Here is a 16,109-nt window from a genome sequence, read left to right on the forward strand (position 1 = left end):
CTCACTCGGTTCGCTCACTCGGTTCGCTCTGGCCCCCATGGTACGAGAACCATCGTACGACCGGTGTTCACCAGGAGCGGTGGTACTGGTTCGGGGTCCGCGGCTCCCCGCCCAGTTCGGCGGCCGCGCGGCGGGCCCAGTACGGGTCGCGGAGCAGTTCCCGGCCCAGGAGGATCGCGTCGGCCTCGCCGTTGGCGAGGATCTTCTCCGCCTGCTCCGGTTCGGTGATCAGGCCGACGGCCGCCACCGCCAGGGAGGTCTCCGCCTTGACCCGGGCCGCGAAGGGCACCTGGTAGCCCGGCCCGAGGGGGATCGTCACGCCGGGGGCGAGGCCGCCGGTGGAGACGTCGAGGAGGTCGACCCCGTGCTCGTGGAGGAGGGCGGCCAGCCGGACCGTCTCGTCGGCCGTCCAACCGTTCTCCTCCAGCCAGTCGGTGGCGGAGATCCGGAAGAACAGCGGGAGTTCCTCGGGCCACACGGCCCGCACCGCGTCGACGACTTCGAGGGCGAGGCGGGTGCGGTTCTCGAAGGAGCCGCCGTAGGCGTCGGTGCGCCTGTTGCTGTGCGGGGAGAGGAACTCGCCGATGAGGTAGCCGTGTGCGCCGTGGATCTCCAGGACCTCGTAGCCCGCGTCCAGGGCGCGCCCGGCGGCGGCCGCGAACCGGCCGGTGATCTCGGCGATCTCGGCGGGCGTCAGCTCGTGCGGCACCGGGTGGCCCTCGGCGAACGGCACGGCGCTCGGGGCGACCGGCTGCCAGCCGTGCGCCTCCGGACCCACCGGGCCGCCGCCCTTCCAGGTCTGGTCGGTGGACGCCTTGCGGCCGGCGTGGGCGATCTGGATGCCCGGGACGGCGCCCTGGGCCTTGACGAAGGCGGTGATCCGGCGCAGTGCCTCGACCTGGGTGTCGTTCCAGATGCCGAGGTCGTAGGGGGTGATCCGGCCTTCCGGGGAGACGGCGGTGGCCTCCTGGATGATCAGGCCGGTGCCGCCGACGGCACGGGCCGCGTAGTGGGCGAAGTGCCAGTCGTTGGCCACGCCGGCGTTCGGCCCGAAGGCCTCGGCGCTGTACTGGCACATGGGAGCCATCCACACGCGGTTGGGGATGGTGACCGAGCGGAGCGTGTGCGGTGCGAACAGGGCGGCGAAAGCGGCGGGGGCGGCAGGGGCGGCGGGTGCAGCACTCATCAGGGATCTCCAGATGTCACCGGGCGCGCCGGGGATCGGCGGCTAAGTACGAGAGACACCGTACTACGAAAACTCTCGTACTACGAGACCTGTCGTACAAGCTCGTCCAGTTCCGCGCGCAGCGCCCTCGCCAGGGCCTCCAGGTCCGGAACGGCGGCCGCGTCGCCGACCAGGCCGTAGTGGACCGTGCCCTGGTAGGTGGAGACCGCGACGGCCAGGGACTGGCCGTGGGCCAGCGGGGCGAGCGGGTAGACCTCGCGGACCCGGCTCCCGCCGAGGGCGAAGGTGAGCCCGGGCAGCGGCACGCTGGTGACCAGGATGTCGAAGAGCAGCCGGGCGGCCTGTGCGACGAGCGGGCCCCCGAGCCGGTGGCCCAGCGGGTGGACGTGGTCGGCCAGCAGCGCGACGGCACCGGCGCCGCGCGCGGGACCGGCGTCCTTGTTGCGGTCCATGCCCGCTCGCACCGAGTACAGGCGGCGCAGCGGGTCGGCCTCGGCGAGCGGGAGTCGCAGGAGGTAGCCGGAGAGCCGGTTCCCGCCGCCGGTCCCGGGCCGGCCCCGCCGGGACACGGGGATCAGGGCGCGCGGGCCCGGCCCCTGCGGCAAGGGCTCGCCCCGCCCGGCCAGCCAGCGCCGGAGCGCTCCGGCGACCAGGGCGATCAGCACGTCGTTGACGGTGCCGCCCGCGCCCTTGCGGACCAGGTTGACCTCGTCCAGGTCGAGCGCGAGGGCGGCGACCGTACGGGTGCCCGCGCTCTCGGGGCCCGCGACGAGGGCCGCGGGAACCCCGAGCGGCAGGCCGGAGCGAGCCACCGCGGCGCCGATCTCCAGGGCCTGGCCGACGTCCTGGACCCGGGCCGCCAGGGCTCCGGGCAGCCGGCGCAGGGCGGAACCGGCCCGCTGCTCGGGCACCGGACGCGCGGAGGTCCGTACGGCCGGCTCCTGGTCGAACCCGTCGAACAGGGACGCCGCCAGGGCGAGGGCGCCCATGCCGTCGGCGAGGGCGTGGTGGAACTTGAAGAGCACCGCGAAGCGCTCCGGGTCGGGTCCGGCCAGTACGTGCGCCTCCCACGGCGGCAGCCGCCGGTCCAGGGGGCGCGCCATGAGGGGACCGGCGGCGGTGTGCGGGTCCGCGGAGTCCGTCCGTACGAGGAACACGTGGCGCGCCGGGTCGAACCCGGGGTCCGGCGACCAGGCGGCCGCGCCGACGGGCAGCAGCACGTCACGAATCCGGCGGCGCAAGCCCGGCACGGCGGCGCACCGGGCGGCGAGCAGCTCGGCCGCCCGCTCGGCGGGACGTCCCGCGGCGGACCCGTCACGGGGAGCCTCGAACACGGCCAGGGCGCCGAGGTGCATGGGGTGGGCGGCGGATTCGATCCGCCAGAAGGCGAGGTCGAGCGGGGAAAGGTGCTCGGTGGCCACGTAGGTCCTCTCGCGTGTGGCGGTGATGGCCTGAAGTCAACCCATTCCAAACAGCTACATGCAAGTGGCAATGATTTCCTGTCGGTAAACGATCAGTATCGATCAGCTAATCCGGGCCCCGGGTCGGCCCCCGGGTCGCTGTCGGTGGGCGGGTGCAGACTGGCCGGAAAGAACCGGGAAGAACCGGGAAGAAGAGGTCCGAGTCCGGAGGTGCCGGCCATGGCCGAGGTACTGCTGCTCGTGGGAACCCGCAAGGGACTGTTCATCGGCCGACGGCGGGGTGAGGGCCCGTGGGAGTTCGACGGACCCCATTTCAACGCCGAGGCCGTCTACGCCGTGGCGGTCGACCGCCGGGGCCCGGCGCCCAGGCTGCTCGTCGGTGGGGACAGCTCCCACTGGGGGCCGTCCGTCTTCACCTCCGACGACCTCGGCGCGACCTGGCGGGAACCGGCGTCGCCCGCCGTGAAGTTCCCCAAGGACACCGGCGCCTCGCTGGAGCGGGTCTGGCAGCTCCAGCCGGCCGGCCCGGAGGCCCCCGGTGTGGTCTACGCGGGGACGGAGCCCGCGGCGCTGTTCCGCTCCACCGACCGGGGCGAATCCTTCGAGCTGGTCCGCCCCCTGTGGGAACACCCGAGTCGCGGGAAATGGGTGCCGGGCGGGGGCGGCGAGGGCCTGCACACGGTGATCACCGACCCGCGCGACGCGGACGCGGTGACCGTGGCCGTGTCCACCGCCGGGGTGTTCCGCACCGCGGACGGCGGGGCCAGCTGGTCCCCGTCCAACGAGGGCGTCTCGGCGGTCTTCCTGCCCGACCAGCACCCCGAGTTCGGCCAGTGCGTGCACAAGATCGCCCGGGACGCCGGGGACGGGGACCGCCTGTACCTGCAGAACCACTGGGGGGTCTACCGCAGCGACGACGCGGGCGCCCGGTGGACGGACATCGGCGGCGGGCTGCCCTCGGACTTCGGCTTCGCGGTGGCCGCCCACCCGCACCGGGCGGACACCGCGTACGTCTTCCCCCTGAACGCCGACTCCGACCGCGTCCCCGCCGAGCACCGCTGCCGGGTCTTCCGGACCCGGGACGCGGGCGCCACCTGGGAGCCGCTCTCCAAGGGGCTGCCGGCGGGCGACCATTACGGCACCGTGCTCCGCGACGCCCTGTGCACGGACGACGCGGACCCGGCGGGCGTCTACTTCGGCAACCGCAACGGCGAGCTGTACGCCAGTCATGACGACGGCGAGAGCTGGCAGTTGCTGATCGAGCACCTGCCGGACGTCCTGTGCGTACGGGCGGCCGTGGTGGAGGAGTAGGCCCCACCGGGGACCCCTCGGACCGTTCGAACCGTTCGGACCGCCCGGACCGCCCGTCAGCCCGTCAGCCGCCCCGCCTGTCGTACGGCTTGCGAGAGCTCCCGTACGGCGGGGTCCTCGGTGCGGCCGGCCAGCCGGTCCGCGTGCTCCGCGAGACCGGCCAGCGGGACGGCGCCCGGCACCCGCTCCCAGCCGCCGCCCCGTTCGCGCAGCGCCGAGGCGAAGTACGCGGCCACCGCGCTGATCTGGAGCCGCGGGGGCGCCTCGGTCCACAGGTCACCCGCCAGCGCGGCCGCTTCCACCCGGCCCGATTCCTCGTGCGGGGCCCGGGTGTTCGGGTCCAGCCAGCGCACCGTCGCCGTCGCCACGTGCCCGCCGGCGCCGGGACGCAGCCGTACGGCGTACAGCGCGGTCACGGTGTGGCCGGAGCCGACCTCTCCCCCGTCCACGGTGTCGTCGCGGAACGCGTCGTCCGCGACCCGGCGGTTGTCGTAGCCGATCAGCCGGAACCGCTCGACGGTCGCCGGGTCGAAGGAGACCTGTGCCTTGGCGTCGCGGGCCCGCAGCTGCACCTGCGCCGGGAGGTCCTCGCAGAACACCTTGCGGGCGCCCTCGCTGTCGGAGACGTAGGTGGTGTGGCCGTCCCCCTTGTCGGCGAGCCGTTCCATGAAGGCGTCGTTGTACTCGCTTCCCACTCCCACCCCGAAGAGGGTGATCCCGTGCTCCGTGCGCGCCGAGGCGACCCGCTTCAAGATGGTGTCGGCGGAGGTGGCGCCGGTGTTGGCGAGGGCGTCGGAGAGCAGGACGACGCGGTTGGTGGCGCCGGGCCGCAGGCCCTTCACCGCCTCGTCGTACCCGCGCGTGACGCCGGCTTCCACGTTGGTCGAATCGGCGGTGCGCAGTCCGTCGACCACCTCGTGGATCCGGCCGCGGTGGCCTTCGACGCGGGTCATGGGCAGCAGGGTCCGGGCGGTGCCGCTGAAGGTGACGACGGCGACCGAGTCGTCCTCGCGCAGCTGGTCGGTCATCAGGTTCATGGAGGTGCGGGCGAGGTCGAGGCGTCCGGGCTCGGCCATCGACCCGGAGACGTCGACGACGAAGGTGAGGGCGGCGGGCAGCCGCCGTTCCGCGTCCGTACCGCCTCCCGCGGCCCGGGTGGCGAGGCCCACACGGACCAGGGACCAGCTCGGGTCGGTGGTACGGGCTCCGTCGACGGTGACCGTGAAGCCGTCGCCGGCGGGCTGCCGGTAGTCCTGGCGGAAGCTGTTGACGAACTCCTCGGGACGTACGCTCGCGGCGTCGGGCAGTCGGCCTTCGGCGAGGGTGCGGCGGGCGTAGCCGTAACTGGCGGTGTCCACGTCGAGCGCGAAGGTCGAGAGGTAGTCCGCGGGCGGCTTCGTGGTGCTGCGCCCGTCGCTCTCGCCCTCCGGGGCGCCTGCGCCGGGGAAGGAGGCGGCGGGCCTCGGCCGGGAGTCGGCACCGTTCGCGGCCCGGTTCCCGTTCCCGCCGCCCGACGCGCACCCGGCCAGCAGGACGCCTCCGGCCGCGAGCGCGGCGATCAGCCGGCCGCGGGGTCTCCTCCGGGCGGTCGGGGCCGTGCGAGGTGTTCGTGCCGTTCGGGGTGTTCGTGTCGTTCGGGACGTGCGGTCATCCTGGTGGGGCGTCATGCCGTCTCCCTCGGAGCGTCGTCGGTGTTGAATCTGACGCGCACGAGCGGGAGTTGGAGCATTCGGAGGGATTGCGAACCGGTATCGAACCGACAACGGCATGCGGAATGTCAACGTCGTGCGTCGATCCCGACGACATCCGGTATCGCCCGGCGTCGTCGGGGATCGGCCGTCCGCATCCGGTACGACGACGCCTCGGGGCGCGATCCGGCCCGGCGTGGACCCGCCCCGCCTGCCGGACGGGGCCTACGGCAGGCGCCAGTCGACCGGCTGGGCACCCTGACGGGCCAGGAGGTCGTTGGTCCGGCTGAACGGCCGTGAGCCGAAGAAGCCGCGGTCCGCGGACATCGGCGACGGGTGGGCGGACTCGATCGCCGGGAACTCCTGGAGGAACGGCCGCAGGTTGCGGGCGTCGCGCCCCCACAGGACGGACACCAGGGGCTTGCCGCGGGCGGCGAGCGCGCGGATGGCCTGCTCGGTCACTTCCTCCCAGCCCTTGCCACGGTGGGCTCCGGGGTTGCGGGGCGCGGTGGTGAGTGCCCTGTTGAGCAGCAGCACGCCCTGCCGGGTCCACGGCGTCAGGTCGCCGTTGGAGGGCCGGGGCAGTCCGAGGTCCGTGTTCAGCTCCCGGAAGATGTTCTCCAGGCTCCCGGGCAGTCGGCGCACGTCGGGCGCGACGGCGAAGCTGTGGCCGATGGCCATCCCCGGGGTCGGGTAGGGGTCCTGCCCGACGATCAGGACGCGTACCTCGTCGAAGGGCTGCTGGAAGGCCCGCAGGACGTTCGCCCCGGCCGGAAGGTAGGTGCGACCTGCGGCGATCTCGGCGCGCAGGAAGTCGCCCATGGCCGCGATGCGGCCGGCCACGGGGCTCAGCGCCTCGGCCCAGCCGGGCTCGACGAGTTGGTTCAACGGAAGAGCTGCCACAAAGGATCACTCTACTGGCGCAAGCACCACGTCTCCGCATCCGGTCGGCGGTATAAAGTACGACCGCTCGGTTTTCGGCCATGACCGGCTGACCGTATGCGATATTCATCGGATAAATACGGACAGATGCCGCCCGAGAAGGCCCTCCCGAACACCTGGTTCCGATAAGCCAGTAGCATGCGGCGCCATGAGCTCCCCCACTGGGCCCGCAAATGGCCTGCCCGTACGAATGCCGCGACCCCGCCAGACCGGACGGCACCGCCGGCCCGAGCCCGCGGCGGCGCCAGAGGGCGCGCCCGCGCTGGTGCTCGCCGTGCCGGGTACGCCGTCGGCCGCCTCGCGGGGGCTGGCGGAAGAGATCATCAGCATCGGCCGTTCCGAGCTGCCCGGCCTGGACGCCCGCATCGGCTTCCTGGACGGTGACGACGAGACCGAGTTCCCGTCGCTGTCCGGCGTGCTGACGGCCGTCGCGACCGAGCGTGCCGAACGCGCCGAGTTCGCCCGTACCGCCGGCCACGAGGTGCCCGCTCCGACCGGCCCGGACGCCGTGGTCGTGCCGCTGCTGGCCGGTCCGGACGGCGGTCTGCTGCGCCGGATCCGCCAGGCGCTGATGGACTCCTCGGCCGCCGCCGAGCTGGCCGACGTACTCGGCCCGCACCCGCTGCTCGCCGAGGGCCTGCACGTGCGGCTCTCCGAGGCGGGGCTGGCCCGTGCCGACCGCGCGCGGCTCTTCACCGTGACCACCGCCGCCGACGGCATCGTGCTCGCCACCACCGGTGGCGAGGAGGCCGTGCAGGCCGCCGGCATCACCGGCATGCTGCTCGCCGCCCGCCTCGCGGTGCCGGTGAAGGCCGCCGCGCTGGACGAGGAGGGTTCGGTGGCCGCGGTCGCCGAGCAGCTGCGCCGCGAGGGTTCCACCCAGCTCGCGCTCGCCCCGTACCTGATCGGCCCGGAGGCCGCCGACGGGCTGCTGGACACCGCCTGCAAGGAGGCCGACTGCGCCGCCGCCGAGGTGCTCGGCGCCTACGGCGCGCTCGGCAAGCTGGCCGTCGCCCAGTACTCCGCGGCCCTCGGGATCACGCTGAGCGCTCCCGCGAACTGACGACCACCCGCACCACGCGTGCGCGAGGCCCCGCCCCCCGATCGGTGAAACGCCGGGGGCGGGGCCTCACGCGCGAGCGGGTCAGGAGACGGCGCGGGCGAACAGCACGCAGGTGGCGGCCGGGACCGGCAGCGAACCGGCTCGGCCGGGCCGCCCGGTCACCGGATCCACGTCGAACCAGGTGACGTCCCCCGAATGCTCGTTGGCCGCGTAGAGCCGGGTCCCCCAGGGGTCGAGGGCGAGGTCGCGGGGCCAACGCCCCCCGCACTCCACCGTGTCGGTCCGCCGGGGTTCCTCGGGGCCGTCGGCGAGCGAGAACGTCACGAGGGTGTCCGTGCCGCGTACGGCGACCCAGACGAAGCGGCCGTCCCGCGCGACCACGATCGCGGAGGGATAGGCCCTGACGCCCGCCGGAGCGGGCTCTGCGGCGATCGGAACCTCCGCGACCGGTTCCAGCACCCCTGCCCGCGCGTCCCACCGGCAGACGGTCAGCAGCGGCCTCAGCTCGTTCACCACGTACACGACCTCCCCGTCCGGGTGGAAGGCGAGGTGGCGCGGGCCGTTGCCGGGGGTCAGCGCGGTCGCGGAGTGCGGCCGCAGCGTGCCGGTGCTCGCGTCCAGGGCGCAGACGCGCACCCGGTCGGCGCCCAGGTCCACGCTCAGTACCCAGCGGCCGTCGGGGTCGGCCAGTACGTGATGGGCGTGCGCGCCTTCCTGGCGCTCGGGGTCCGGACCCGATCCGCGGTGGGGCAGCACCCGAGGGGGCCCTGCCAGGGACCCGTCCCCGGTGATGGCGAGGGCGCCGACGCCGCCCGAGGTGTAGTGGGCGGTGAGCAGCCACGGCCCGGCGACACCGAGGTGGGTGGGGCCGGCGCCGCCGACCGGCACCGGGTCCCCGAGCGCCCGCAACCCCCGGCCCTCCGCGACGAAGGCGCCGGCGGCTCCCTCGGCGCTCTCGCTCACCGCGTAGAGCACCCCGGCGTGCACGCCCGCCACGAGGTACGAGGGATCGGCCAGCGCGTCGGTCGTGGAGAGCTCCGCGAGGGCTCCGGTCGCCGGGTCGAGGGCCGCGGTGGTGATCCCGCGCCCGCCCGACGAGGTGAACGAGCCGATGTGGACCCGGTGTTCCGCCTCGCCGGCCGTCGTGTCGCCCATGCCCTGTCCCTCCGTCGATCGGTTCGGAGCCGACCGTAACAGAAGGGTCTAGACCAAATCGCGCCCCTGCGCCCTTTCCTCCGCGCCGGGATGGTGGACGTACGCGGTGCTGCTCGGCCGGTCCTCGTAGGTGCGGTGGAAGACCGGGGTCGCGGAGCCGGAGATCGGCGGCACGATCCAGGACCAGTCCGCGCCCACCTCGCGCCCCTTGCGCTCCTCCCGTTCCATGTGGGAAAGGAAGCGCCGGGATTCGCTGTGGTGGTCGGCGATCGTGACCCCGGCGCGGTCGAAGGAGTGCAGCACCGCCCGGTTGAGCTCGACGAGCGCCCGGTCCTTCCAGAGCGAGCGGTCGCTGCCGGTGTCCAGGCCGAGGCGCCGGGCGACGGCCGGAAGGAGGTTGTAGCGGTCGGTGTCGGCCAGGTTGCGGGCGCCGATCTCGGTGCCCATGTACCAGCCGTTGAACGGGGCCGCCGGGTAGTGGATGCCGCCGATCTCCAGGCACATGTTGGAGATGGCGGGTACGGCGTGCCAGCGCAGCCCCCAGTCGGCCCAGCCGTCGCCCTCGGGGTGCTCGATCGGCACCTCCAGCACCGCGTCCGCGGGGAGGTCGAACCAGCGGGGTTTGTCGTCGACCCCCTGGACCACGAGCGGGAGCGGGTCGAACGGGGTACCGGCGCCGCCGGCCCAGCCGAGCCTCAGCAGGGCCTCGGTGAGCGGGGCGTTGCGGGCGTCGCCGACGGTTATCGACGGGTGGTCGCCGTAACCGGCGTACCGGACGAGCTGCTCGCTCCAGATCAGCGGTCCGGGGCTCTGCGGGGTGTCCGGGGCGAAGACGGTGATGGTGGGCCGGACCCGGCCGCCGTTGGTCGCCTCGCGCAGGTGCTCGAAGCACTCGGCGGCGATCTCGTCGGCGTCCGTGAGCCCGCGGCGGTCGCGGACCCGCAGCGAGTTCCAATAGAGCCGGCCTATGCAGCGGTTGCTGTTGCGCCAGGCGACCCGGGCCCCGTGGACCAGCTCCGCGTGGGTGTGCCGGTACGTGCCGGTGTCGGCGAGCTCGGCCCGCACCTCGGCGAGCCGGGTGCGCGGATCGCCCGCGCCGTGGCTCTCCCTGTGGAAGAGTCGGATGAACTCCTCGGCCGCTTCCCACACCTGAGCGGTGGTGGCGCGCTGTTGAAGGATTTCCATTCCGGGCGGTTACCCCCTGTCCGACCAGATCCACCCTGTACATGCCGGATGAATGTGCAAGAGACAATCACCGTTTGTACATGCCGCAGGTCAGCGAAGTGCGACGGGCGCGCCCGGAACACTCCTCCGTGTGTTCTTCAACCATTCACCTGCGAAAGGGAACTGACGGGGCGTACCATCCGTCAACCGCAGGGCCGGGCCATGAAGAGCGCCCTTTCGCCGGCCGACGGCGTGCCCCCGTACAGGGTGGTGTCGAGGCCGCAGAGGACGAATCCCATGCGCCGATAGGCATGCACCGCAGGGACGTTGACCGAACTCACCTCCAACCAGAGGTGTTCGGCGCCCCGTTCGCGGGCGAACTCCTCCGCGCACCCCATCAGCGCCCGCCCGATGCCCCGCCCCCGGCGGTCCGGGGCGACCTCGATGTCCTCGATGGTCAGGCGGCGGTTCCAGGCCGCGTAGCCGGCGGCGACGAAGCCGCACACCCGCTCGCCGTCGAGGGCCACGTACGTGCGCCCGTCCGCGTCGGCGCCCGAGCCGCGGCCGAGCCCCTGCTCGTCGTGCTCCTCGGGTGGGAACTCCTTGTAGACCGGCGGGTCCGCGGGGACCTCGCGGAGCAGGAAGCCGAGGCCCCCTTCGGCGGGGGCGACCTCGAAGACCGTGGCGGTGGTGAAGGAGCCGTCCAGGGCCTCGATGGCACCCGCGTCCTCGGGACGGGCCGGACGGTAGACGATGCCGTCGGCGGAGCCGTGTGCGATGGTCATGAGATCCACGGTACGCAAAAAATCCCCCGGCCGAATTCACTGCCGAGGGAGAGGAGAGCGTATATTGATTGATTCACGCCTTGCTGAAGACAAAAGCGTGAACAACCTTACGAGGACACTGTAGCGCGGTGGGAGTTCAATTGTCAACCGAGGAATTCCGGAAAGAGCAGCAATTCGTCACGGACCTCTATCGGCGTCTCGACGACCTGCGTGACCAGGCCGAACACGCCGTGGCAGGAGCATTGCGCGAGGTCGGGAACGGGGCACAGGCCCGGCTGGAACGCGATGTCCTGGTGGCGGAGCAGTCCGGTCTGCTGTCGGCTCTGAATGCCGGGGAGAACGGTCTCTGTTTCGGCCGTCTGGAGTTCTCCGACGGCCGTGACCACCACATCGGAAGGATCGGAATCCGCGCCGACGACGCGGAACGCACCCCGCTCGTCCTGGACTGGCGCGCCGACGTGGCCCGACCCTTCTACCTCGCCACCGGCCACACCCCCATGGGGCTGCGCCGCCGCCGGCACATCGCCAGTCGGGGACGGGTGGTCACCTCCCTGCACGACGAGATCCTCGATCTGACCGACACCGAGCGCACCGGCCACGAGGGCGCCGACGCGGACGCGGTGCTGCTCGCGGCGCTCGACGCCGCGCGGACCGGCCGGATGCACGACATCGTGCGCACCATCCAGGCCGAGCAGGACCGGATCATCCGCTCCACGCACCGCGGCGTGCTGGTGGTCGAGGGCGGCCCGGGCACCGGGAAGACGGCGGTGGCGCTGCACCGTGCCGCGTACCTGCTGTACGCCCACCGGGAGTTGCTGGCCAAGCGCGGCGTGCTGATCGTCGGCCCGGGCCCGGCGTTCCTCGGGTACATCGGCGGGGTGCTGCCCGCGCTCGGCGAGACGGGCGTCCTGCTCGCCACTCCCGGTGAGCTGTTCCCCGGGGTGCACGCCACGGGGACCGACCGCCCCGGGGCCGCCGCCGTGAAGGGCCGGGCCGAGATGGCCGAGGTGCTGGCCCGGGTGGTCGCCGACCGGCAGTGCCTGCCGGAGACGGTGCCGGCCGACACCGGCGAGGAGTACGACGCGGTCCCCGAGCCCGCGCTGGAGATCGACCACGACGACTACGGGACCCTGCTGCTGGACCGCACCATGGCCCACGAGGCCCGGGACCGGGCCCGCGCCACCGGGCTGCCGCACAACCAGGCGCGTCCCGCCTTCGCCTTCCCGATCATCGACGCGCTCACGGCGCAGCTCGCCGACCGGCTGGGCGCCGATCCGTACGGCGGCCCCAACCTGCTCGGCTCCGACGACGTCGCCCAACTGGGCAAGGAGATCGCGATGAGCCCCGCCGTGCACGCGGCGATCGACTCGCTGTGGCCCTCTCTCACCCCGCAGCAACTGGTCGCCGACTTCCTGGCGGAGCCCACGCACCTGCCCCCGCACGAGGCCGAGCTGATCCGGCGCGCGCCTTCGGCCCGCCCGGAGTGGACCCCGGCCGACGTTCCGTTGCTGGACGAGGCCGCCGAGCTGCTCGGCGAGGACGACTCCGCCCGGCGGGCCGAGGAGGAGCGGGCGCGGGCACGGCGCATCGCGTACGCGCAGGGGGTACTGGACCTGTCGCAGGGCTCGGAGTCCTACGAGTTCGAGGACGAGGAGAACGAGTACCTCGCGGCGCACGACATCATCGACGCCGAGCGGATGGCCGAGCGCTACGAGGAGGCCGACCACCGCAGTACGGCCGAGCGGGCGGCCGCCGACCGCACCTGGGCCTTCGGGCACGTCATCGTGGACGAGGCTCAGGAGTTGTCGGAGATGGCCTGGCGGCTGCTGATGCGCCGCTGCCCGACCCGCTCGATGACCCTGGTCGGCGATCCGGCGCAGACCGCGGAGGAGGCGGGCTGCGGTTCCTGGGAGCGGATCCTCTCCCCGTACGTGGGCGAGCGCTGGGAACTGGTCCGGCTGGGGGTCAACTACCGCACGCCCGCCGAGATCATGGAGGTGGCGGCGGCCGTGCTCCGCGAACGCGATCACGGTTTCCGGCCGCCGAGTTCCGTACGGTCCACGGGGGTGCGTCCATGGGCGCGCGCCGCGGCGGAGCTGCCCGGGGCGCTCGCCCGGGCCGTGGAGGCGGAGCGGCCCGCCGAAGGCCGGCTCGCGGTGATCGCCCCGCGCCCCCTGCACGCGGAGCTGGCGGCCGTGCTGCCGGGGGTACGGGCGGGCGAGGAGCCTGACCTGACCCGGGAGGCGGTCCTGCTGGACCCGCGCCAGGCCAAGGGGCTGGAGTTCGACACGGTGATCGTGGTGGAACCGGACGGGTTCCAGCCGAGCGACCTGTACGTGGCCCTGACCCGGGCCACCCAGTCCCTCGGCGTGCTGCACAGCCCCGGCCGGCTCCCGGCGGGGCTGCGCGGACTCGCGCCCGGCGGCCGGGCGGAGGGGTGACCCCCTCTCAGGAGGAGTGGGGTGCCGCCACCCGCGCCCGGTGCGCACGGGCCGCGTGGACGTCGAGCACGGTCCGGCACTGCTCGCGCGCCTCGGGGACGCGTCCGGCCGCCACGTAGGCACGGGCCAGGCGGCTGCGGATGTCCATCTCCAGCCAGTCGTGGCCGGGTTCGGTGAGCGGCGACAGCGCACCGTGCAGGAACAGGGCCTGGTGGTGCAGGGCGATGGCGGCGCCCGGGTCACCCACGCCCTGGCGCGCGGTGCCCAGCCGGGTCAGGCTGCGCGCGCAGAGGAAGAGGTCCCCGCCCTGCGCGACCAGGTCCACCGCCGCGCGGAGCAGCTCCTCGGCCTCCGTGTGGCGGCCGAGGCGGAGATGGATGTCCGCGGCGCAGCTCAGGACCCGGCCGGTCATGCGCGGCCGCCCGGCGGCCTCGGCGTGGGTACGGGCATCGGCGAAGGAGGCCAGCGCCGCTTCGTTCCGCCCGTCGAACTGGTGGGCGAGGCCCTGGATGACCAGTGCCATGGAGGCGACCCAGTCGTTGAGGGGCTGCCGGGGCGCGTCGGTCACCGCCTTGACGTGGGCGACCGCGAGGGCGCCTTCGCCCAGGCTGATGTGGAGGGCCGCCAGCCCGGTCAGGGTCCGGGACTCCTCGTACGGGTCGGGCCGGAGCCTGCCGAGATCGGCGGCCTCGGCGAACAGGGCCCGCGCCCGTGCGTACCGGCGCTGGAACAGGGAGGTGTAGGCCAGGCAGTTGCGCAGGGCGACGGGCATCCGCGGGTCCGTGGCCTCGTCCACGTGCGCGAGCGCGGTCTCGAGCGCGGTCTGGCTCTCGTGGTAGCGGCCCTGCCGTACGAAGTAGTCGCACAGCGCCTCGGCGATCCGGCAGGCGTGATCGGCTTCGCCGAGGGCCGCGGCGTGTCCGACGACGTCGGTGAGTTCACCGCCGGCCGCGTCCAGCCATGCCTCCGCCTCCCGCCAGTCCGTGAACCCGGTGGGCGAGGAGGACGCGGGGTCGGCCGGGAAGGCGCCGGGTCCCCAGTCGCTGGTGGTCCGTGCGGCGTCGAGGTAGAGGCGGAGCGCGGCCTTGCGCGTGGTGGCGGCCTGCTCCGGCGCGGCTTGCGCGATCCGTCGCGCGTGGACGCGCACCAGGTCGTGCAACCGGTAGCGGCCCGGCAGCGGCTGCTGGACCAGGCTGGTGTCGACCAGGTCCTCCAGGACCCGCTCGGTGTCCCGGGGCGCCTGTCCGAGCATGGCCGCGGGTGTCAGCACGTCGAACTCGACCGTCGGTGCCAGGCCCAGGGCCCGGAACACGCGTCGCTGCCCGGGGGTGAGCTGGTCGTACGACAGCCGGAAGGCCGCCTCGACGCTGCGGTCCCCGACGCTCAGCTCGCCGAGCAGGCGATCGTCGTCCGCCATGCGGTCCACCAGGTACCCGACGGTCCAGCTGCCGCGGTTTTGGAGCCGTGACCCGGCGATGCGCAGCGCGAGCGGCAGCCCGTCGCACAGCCCGGCCAGCCGGTCCGTCGCGTCCGGCTCCCTGCTCGCGCGTTCCTCTCCGATGAGGTGCGCGAGCAGGGACACGGCGTCCCCGCTCGCCAGCGGCTCCAGGGTGACGCGCCGGTCGGCGTCGAGTTCGCCGAGCCTGCGCCGGCCCGCCACCAGCACCCTGCTGCCGGCTCCCGCGGGCAGCAGGGGCCGGACCTGGTCCGCGTCCAGGGCGTCGTCCAGCACGAGGAGCAGTCGCAGCGGGCTGGTCGCCGCTCGCCAGGCGGCGGTGAGGTCCTCCAGGTCGCTCGGCAGCTCGCCGTGGGCCGCGCCGAGGGAGCGCAGCAGTCGCTGGAGTGCCTGCTCGGGCGACTGGCGTCGGCCCGTGCTGTGCGCGCGCAGGTCGACGAACAGGCAGCCGTCCGGGTACTCGGCGCTGAGTTCTCGGGCCGCGCGGACGACGAGCGCCGTCTTGCCGACGCCGGCCGTGCCGTCCACCGTCACGACCAGCACCGATCCGGGCGCGGACGGGGCGGTCAGCCGGGCCAGTTCGGCCTCGCGTCCGATCAGCCGGCCGGCGTCGCCCGGCAGTTCGTTGACGGCGCGGCGGGGTCCGGGGCGGGCGGGGGCGAAGGGCCCTGCCGCCGGTGGCCTCGGGAGGTGTACGTCCGCTCCGCGCAGGACCGCCTGGTGCGCCCGCTGGAGTTCCGCGCCGGGGTCGACGCCGAGTTCGCGCTTCAGGCGCCTGCGCAGGTCCTCGTACACGTTCAGTGCCTCGGCCTGGCGGTCGCAGCCGTGCAGGGCGCGCATGCGCAGCGCGGCGAGGGGTTCGTCGGTCGGAGCGGCCGCCGACTGGGCGGCGAGTTCGTCCAGGGTTTCGGTGAACCGGCCCAGCAGGACCAGGCATTCGAGGTGGTCTCGCCGTACCGCGCGCAGGCGCTCCAGGAGCCGCTGCCGCTCGGCGTCGGCGTACGGTCCGGGCAGCCCGGCGAGCGGCTCGCCGTCGCAGAGGGCGAGCGCCTCGGACAGCCGGTCCGCCGCGCCGGCCGGATCGCCGGACCGTTTCGCGCGGCGGGCGGTGGAGGCCAGCCGGGCCAGGTCGTCGGCGTCGAGGCGGACGGCGTCGTCGGCGAAGCGGTATCCGCCCCGTTCCCCGCGGATCACCGAATCCGCGGGCGCGGTGCCCTGCTCGTCGAGTCTCCTGCGCAGTGCGTAGACGTAGCTGGGAAGGACCTTGAGGCCGGAGCCCGGCGGTTTGTCCCCCCAGACCCCGTCGAGCAGCTGCTCGCCGCTCACCAGGAGGCCGGGCCGCAGGGCCAGGGCGGCCAGGACCGCCTGCTGCCGGACGGGCCCGAGGGCCAGCTGCCTGCCGTCACGCCAGGCCCGTACGGTGCCGAGCACCGCGAGCCGTAACCCGCGACGAGTTCCCGCCCCCACTTCGAACGCCTCCACCCCGTGCCGCACATC

The 16,109-nt window shown here is 73.8% G+C and carries 11 protein-coding genes; 3 read left to right on the forward strand and 8 right to left on the reverse strand.

Annotated features, from left to right (window positions below; genetic code table 11):
- Positions 1-67: 67 nt before the first annotated feature.
- Both ACFYZL_RS10840 and ACFYZL_RS10845 read right to left on the reverse strand, forming a co-directional pair.
- A complete protein-coding gene (locus ACFYZL_RS10840) occupies positions 68-1,186 on the reverse strand; it encodes an NADH:flavin oxidoreductase/NADH oxidase (protein WP_384750173.1) in 1,119 nt (372 codons plus the stop codon).
- An 80-nt stretch (positions 1,187-1,266) separates the two neighbouring features.
- A complete protein-coding gene (locus ACFYZL_RS10845) occupies positions 1,267-2,607 on the reverse strand; it encodes a wax ester/triacylglycerol synthase family O-acyltransferase (RefSeq protein WP_384750176.1) in 1,341 nt (446 codons plus the stop codon).
- A gap of 219 nt (positions 2,608-2,826) precedes the next feature.
- On the opposite strand from ACFYZL_RS10845, the gene ACFYZL_RS10850 reads away from it, so the two are divergent.
- On the forward strand, positions 2,827-3,918 hold the full coding sequence (locus ACFYZL_RS10850) for a WD40/YVTN/BNR-like repeat-containing protein (protein WP_384750179.1): 1,092 nt from the start codon (positions 2,827-2,829) through the stop codon (positions 3,916-3,918).
- Between the two features lie 56 nt (positions 3,919-3,974).
- Here the strand turns inward: ACFYZL_RS10850 and ACFYZL_RS10855 are convergent, their stop codons facing one another.
- Together ACFYZL_RS10855 and ACFYZL_RS10860 are read right to left on the reverse strand one after the other, a co-directional pair.
- The gene (locus ACFYZL_RS10855; protein WP_388678026.1) at positions 3,975-5,585 is read right to left on the reverse strand and encodes a von Willebrand factor type A domain-containing protein; all 1,611 of its coding nucleotides are present in this window, start codon (positions 5,583-5,585) and stop codon (positions 3,975-3,977) included.
- A 246-nt stretch (positions 5,586-5,831) separates the two neighbouring features.
- Positions 5,832-6,509 carry a uracil-DNA glycosylase gene (locus ACFYZL_RS10860; protein WP_384750185.1) on the reverse strand — a complete coding sequence of 226 codons (678 nt, stop codon included), beginning with the start codon at positions 6,507-6,509 and terminating at the stop codon, positions 5,832-5,834.
- A gap of 187 nt (positions 6,510-6,696) precedes the next feature.
- On the opposite strand from ACFYZL_RS10860, the gene ACFYZL_RS10865 reads away from it, so the two are divergent.
- Positions 6,697-7,611: a sirohydrochlorin chelatase gene (locus ACFYZL_RS10865; RefSeq protein WP_384750188.1), complete on the forward strand. Its 915-nt coding sequence runs from the start codon at positions 6,697-6,699 to the stop codon at positions 7,609-7,611.
- An 81-nt stretch (positions 7,612-7,692) separates the two neighbouring features.
- Here the strand turns inward: ACFYZL_RS10865 and ACFYZL_RS10870 are convergent, their stop codons facing one another.
- The 3 genes from ACFYZL_RS10870 to ACFYZL_RS10880 all read right to left on the reverse strand — a co-directional run bounded on the left by ACFYZL_RS10870 (position 7,693) and on the right by ACFYZL_RS10880 (position 10,715).
- Positions 7,693-8,766, reverse strand: coding sequence for a lactonase family protein (locus tag ACFYZL_RS10870; protein WP_388678030.1), 1,074 nt, complete (start codon positions 8,764-8,766; stop codon positions 7,693-7,695).
- A 48-nt stretch (positions 8,767-8,814) separates the two neighbouring features.
- Positions 8,815-9,951: a nitric oxide synthase oxygenase gene (locus ACFYZL_RS10875; RefSeq protein WP_384750194.1), complete on the reverse strand. Its 1,137-nt coding sequence runs from the start codon at positions 9,949-9,951 to the stop codon at positions 8,815-8,817.
- A gap of 182 nt (positions 9,952-10,133) precedes the next feature.
- Positions 10,134-10,715, reverse strand: coding sequence for a GNAT family N-acetyltransferase (locus ACFYZL_RS10880; RefSeq protein ID WP_384750197.1), 582 nt, complete (start codon positions 10,713-10,715; stop codon positions 10,134-10,136).
- Between the two features lie 140 nt (positions 10,716-10,855).
- Between ACFYZL_RS10880 and ACFYZL_RS10885 the strand changes: the two genes are divergently transcribed.
- Complete coding sequence (locus ACFYZL_RS10885; RefSeq protein WP_384750200.1) at positions 10,856-13,156, forward strand: HelD family protein; 2,301 nt, start codon at positions 10,856-10,858, stop codon at positions 13,154-13,156.
- Positions 13,157-13,163: 7 nt separating this feature from the next.
- On the opposite strand, the gene ACFYZL_RS10890 is transcribed toward ACFYZL_RS10885, so the two are convergent.
- Positions 13,164-16,094, reverse strand: a complete 2,931-nt coding sequence (locus ACFYZL_RS10890; RefSeq protein WP_384750203.1) for a BTAD domain-containing putative transcriptional regulator — start codon at positions 16,092-16,094, stop codon at positions 13,164-13,166.
- Positions 16,095-16,109: the final 15 nt, after the last annotated feature.

Origin of the sequence: Streptomyces sp. NPDC001717 (assembly GCF_042892775.1) — a bacterium.
Classification (GTDB): Bacteria; Actinomycetota; Actinomycetes; order Streptomycetales; family Streptomycetaceae; genus Streptomyces.

What these genes read in the sequence shown, in the direction of transcription:
- ACFYZL_RS10865 (WP_384750188.1), top strand. Translation starts at nt 6,697, where the DNA reads ATGAGCTCCCCCACTGGGCCCGCAAATGGCCTGCCCGTACGAATGCCG.
- ACFYZL_RS10870 (WP_388678030.1), bottom strand. Translation starts at nt 8,766, where the DNA reads ATGGGCGACACGACGGCCGGCGAGGCGGAACACCGGGTCCACATCGGC.
- ACFYZL_RS10840 (WP_384750173.1), bottom strand. Translation starts at nt 1,186, where the DNA reads ATGAGTGCTGCACCCGCCGCCCCTGCCGCCCCCGCCGCTTTCGCCGCC.
- ACFYZL_RS10880 (WP_384750197.1), bottom strand. Translation starts at nt 10,715, where the DNA reads ATGACCATCGCACACGGCTCCGCCGACGGCATCGTCTACCGTCCGGCC.
- ACFYZL_RS10875 (WP_384750194.1), bottom strand. Translation starts at nt 9,951, where the DNA reads ATGGAAATCCTTCAACAGCGCGCCACCACCGCTCAGGTGTGGGAAGCG.
- ACFYZL_RS10855 (WP_388678026.1), bottom strand. Translation starts at nt 5,585, where the DNA reads ATGACGCCCCACCAGGATGACCGCACGTCCCGAACGACACGAACACCC.
- ACFYZL_RS10850 (WP_384750179.1), top strand. Translation starts at nt 2,827, where the DNA reads ATGGCCGAGGTACTGCTGCTCGTGGGAACCCGCAAGGGACTGTTCATC.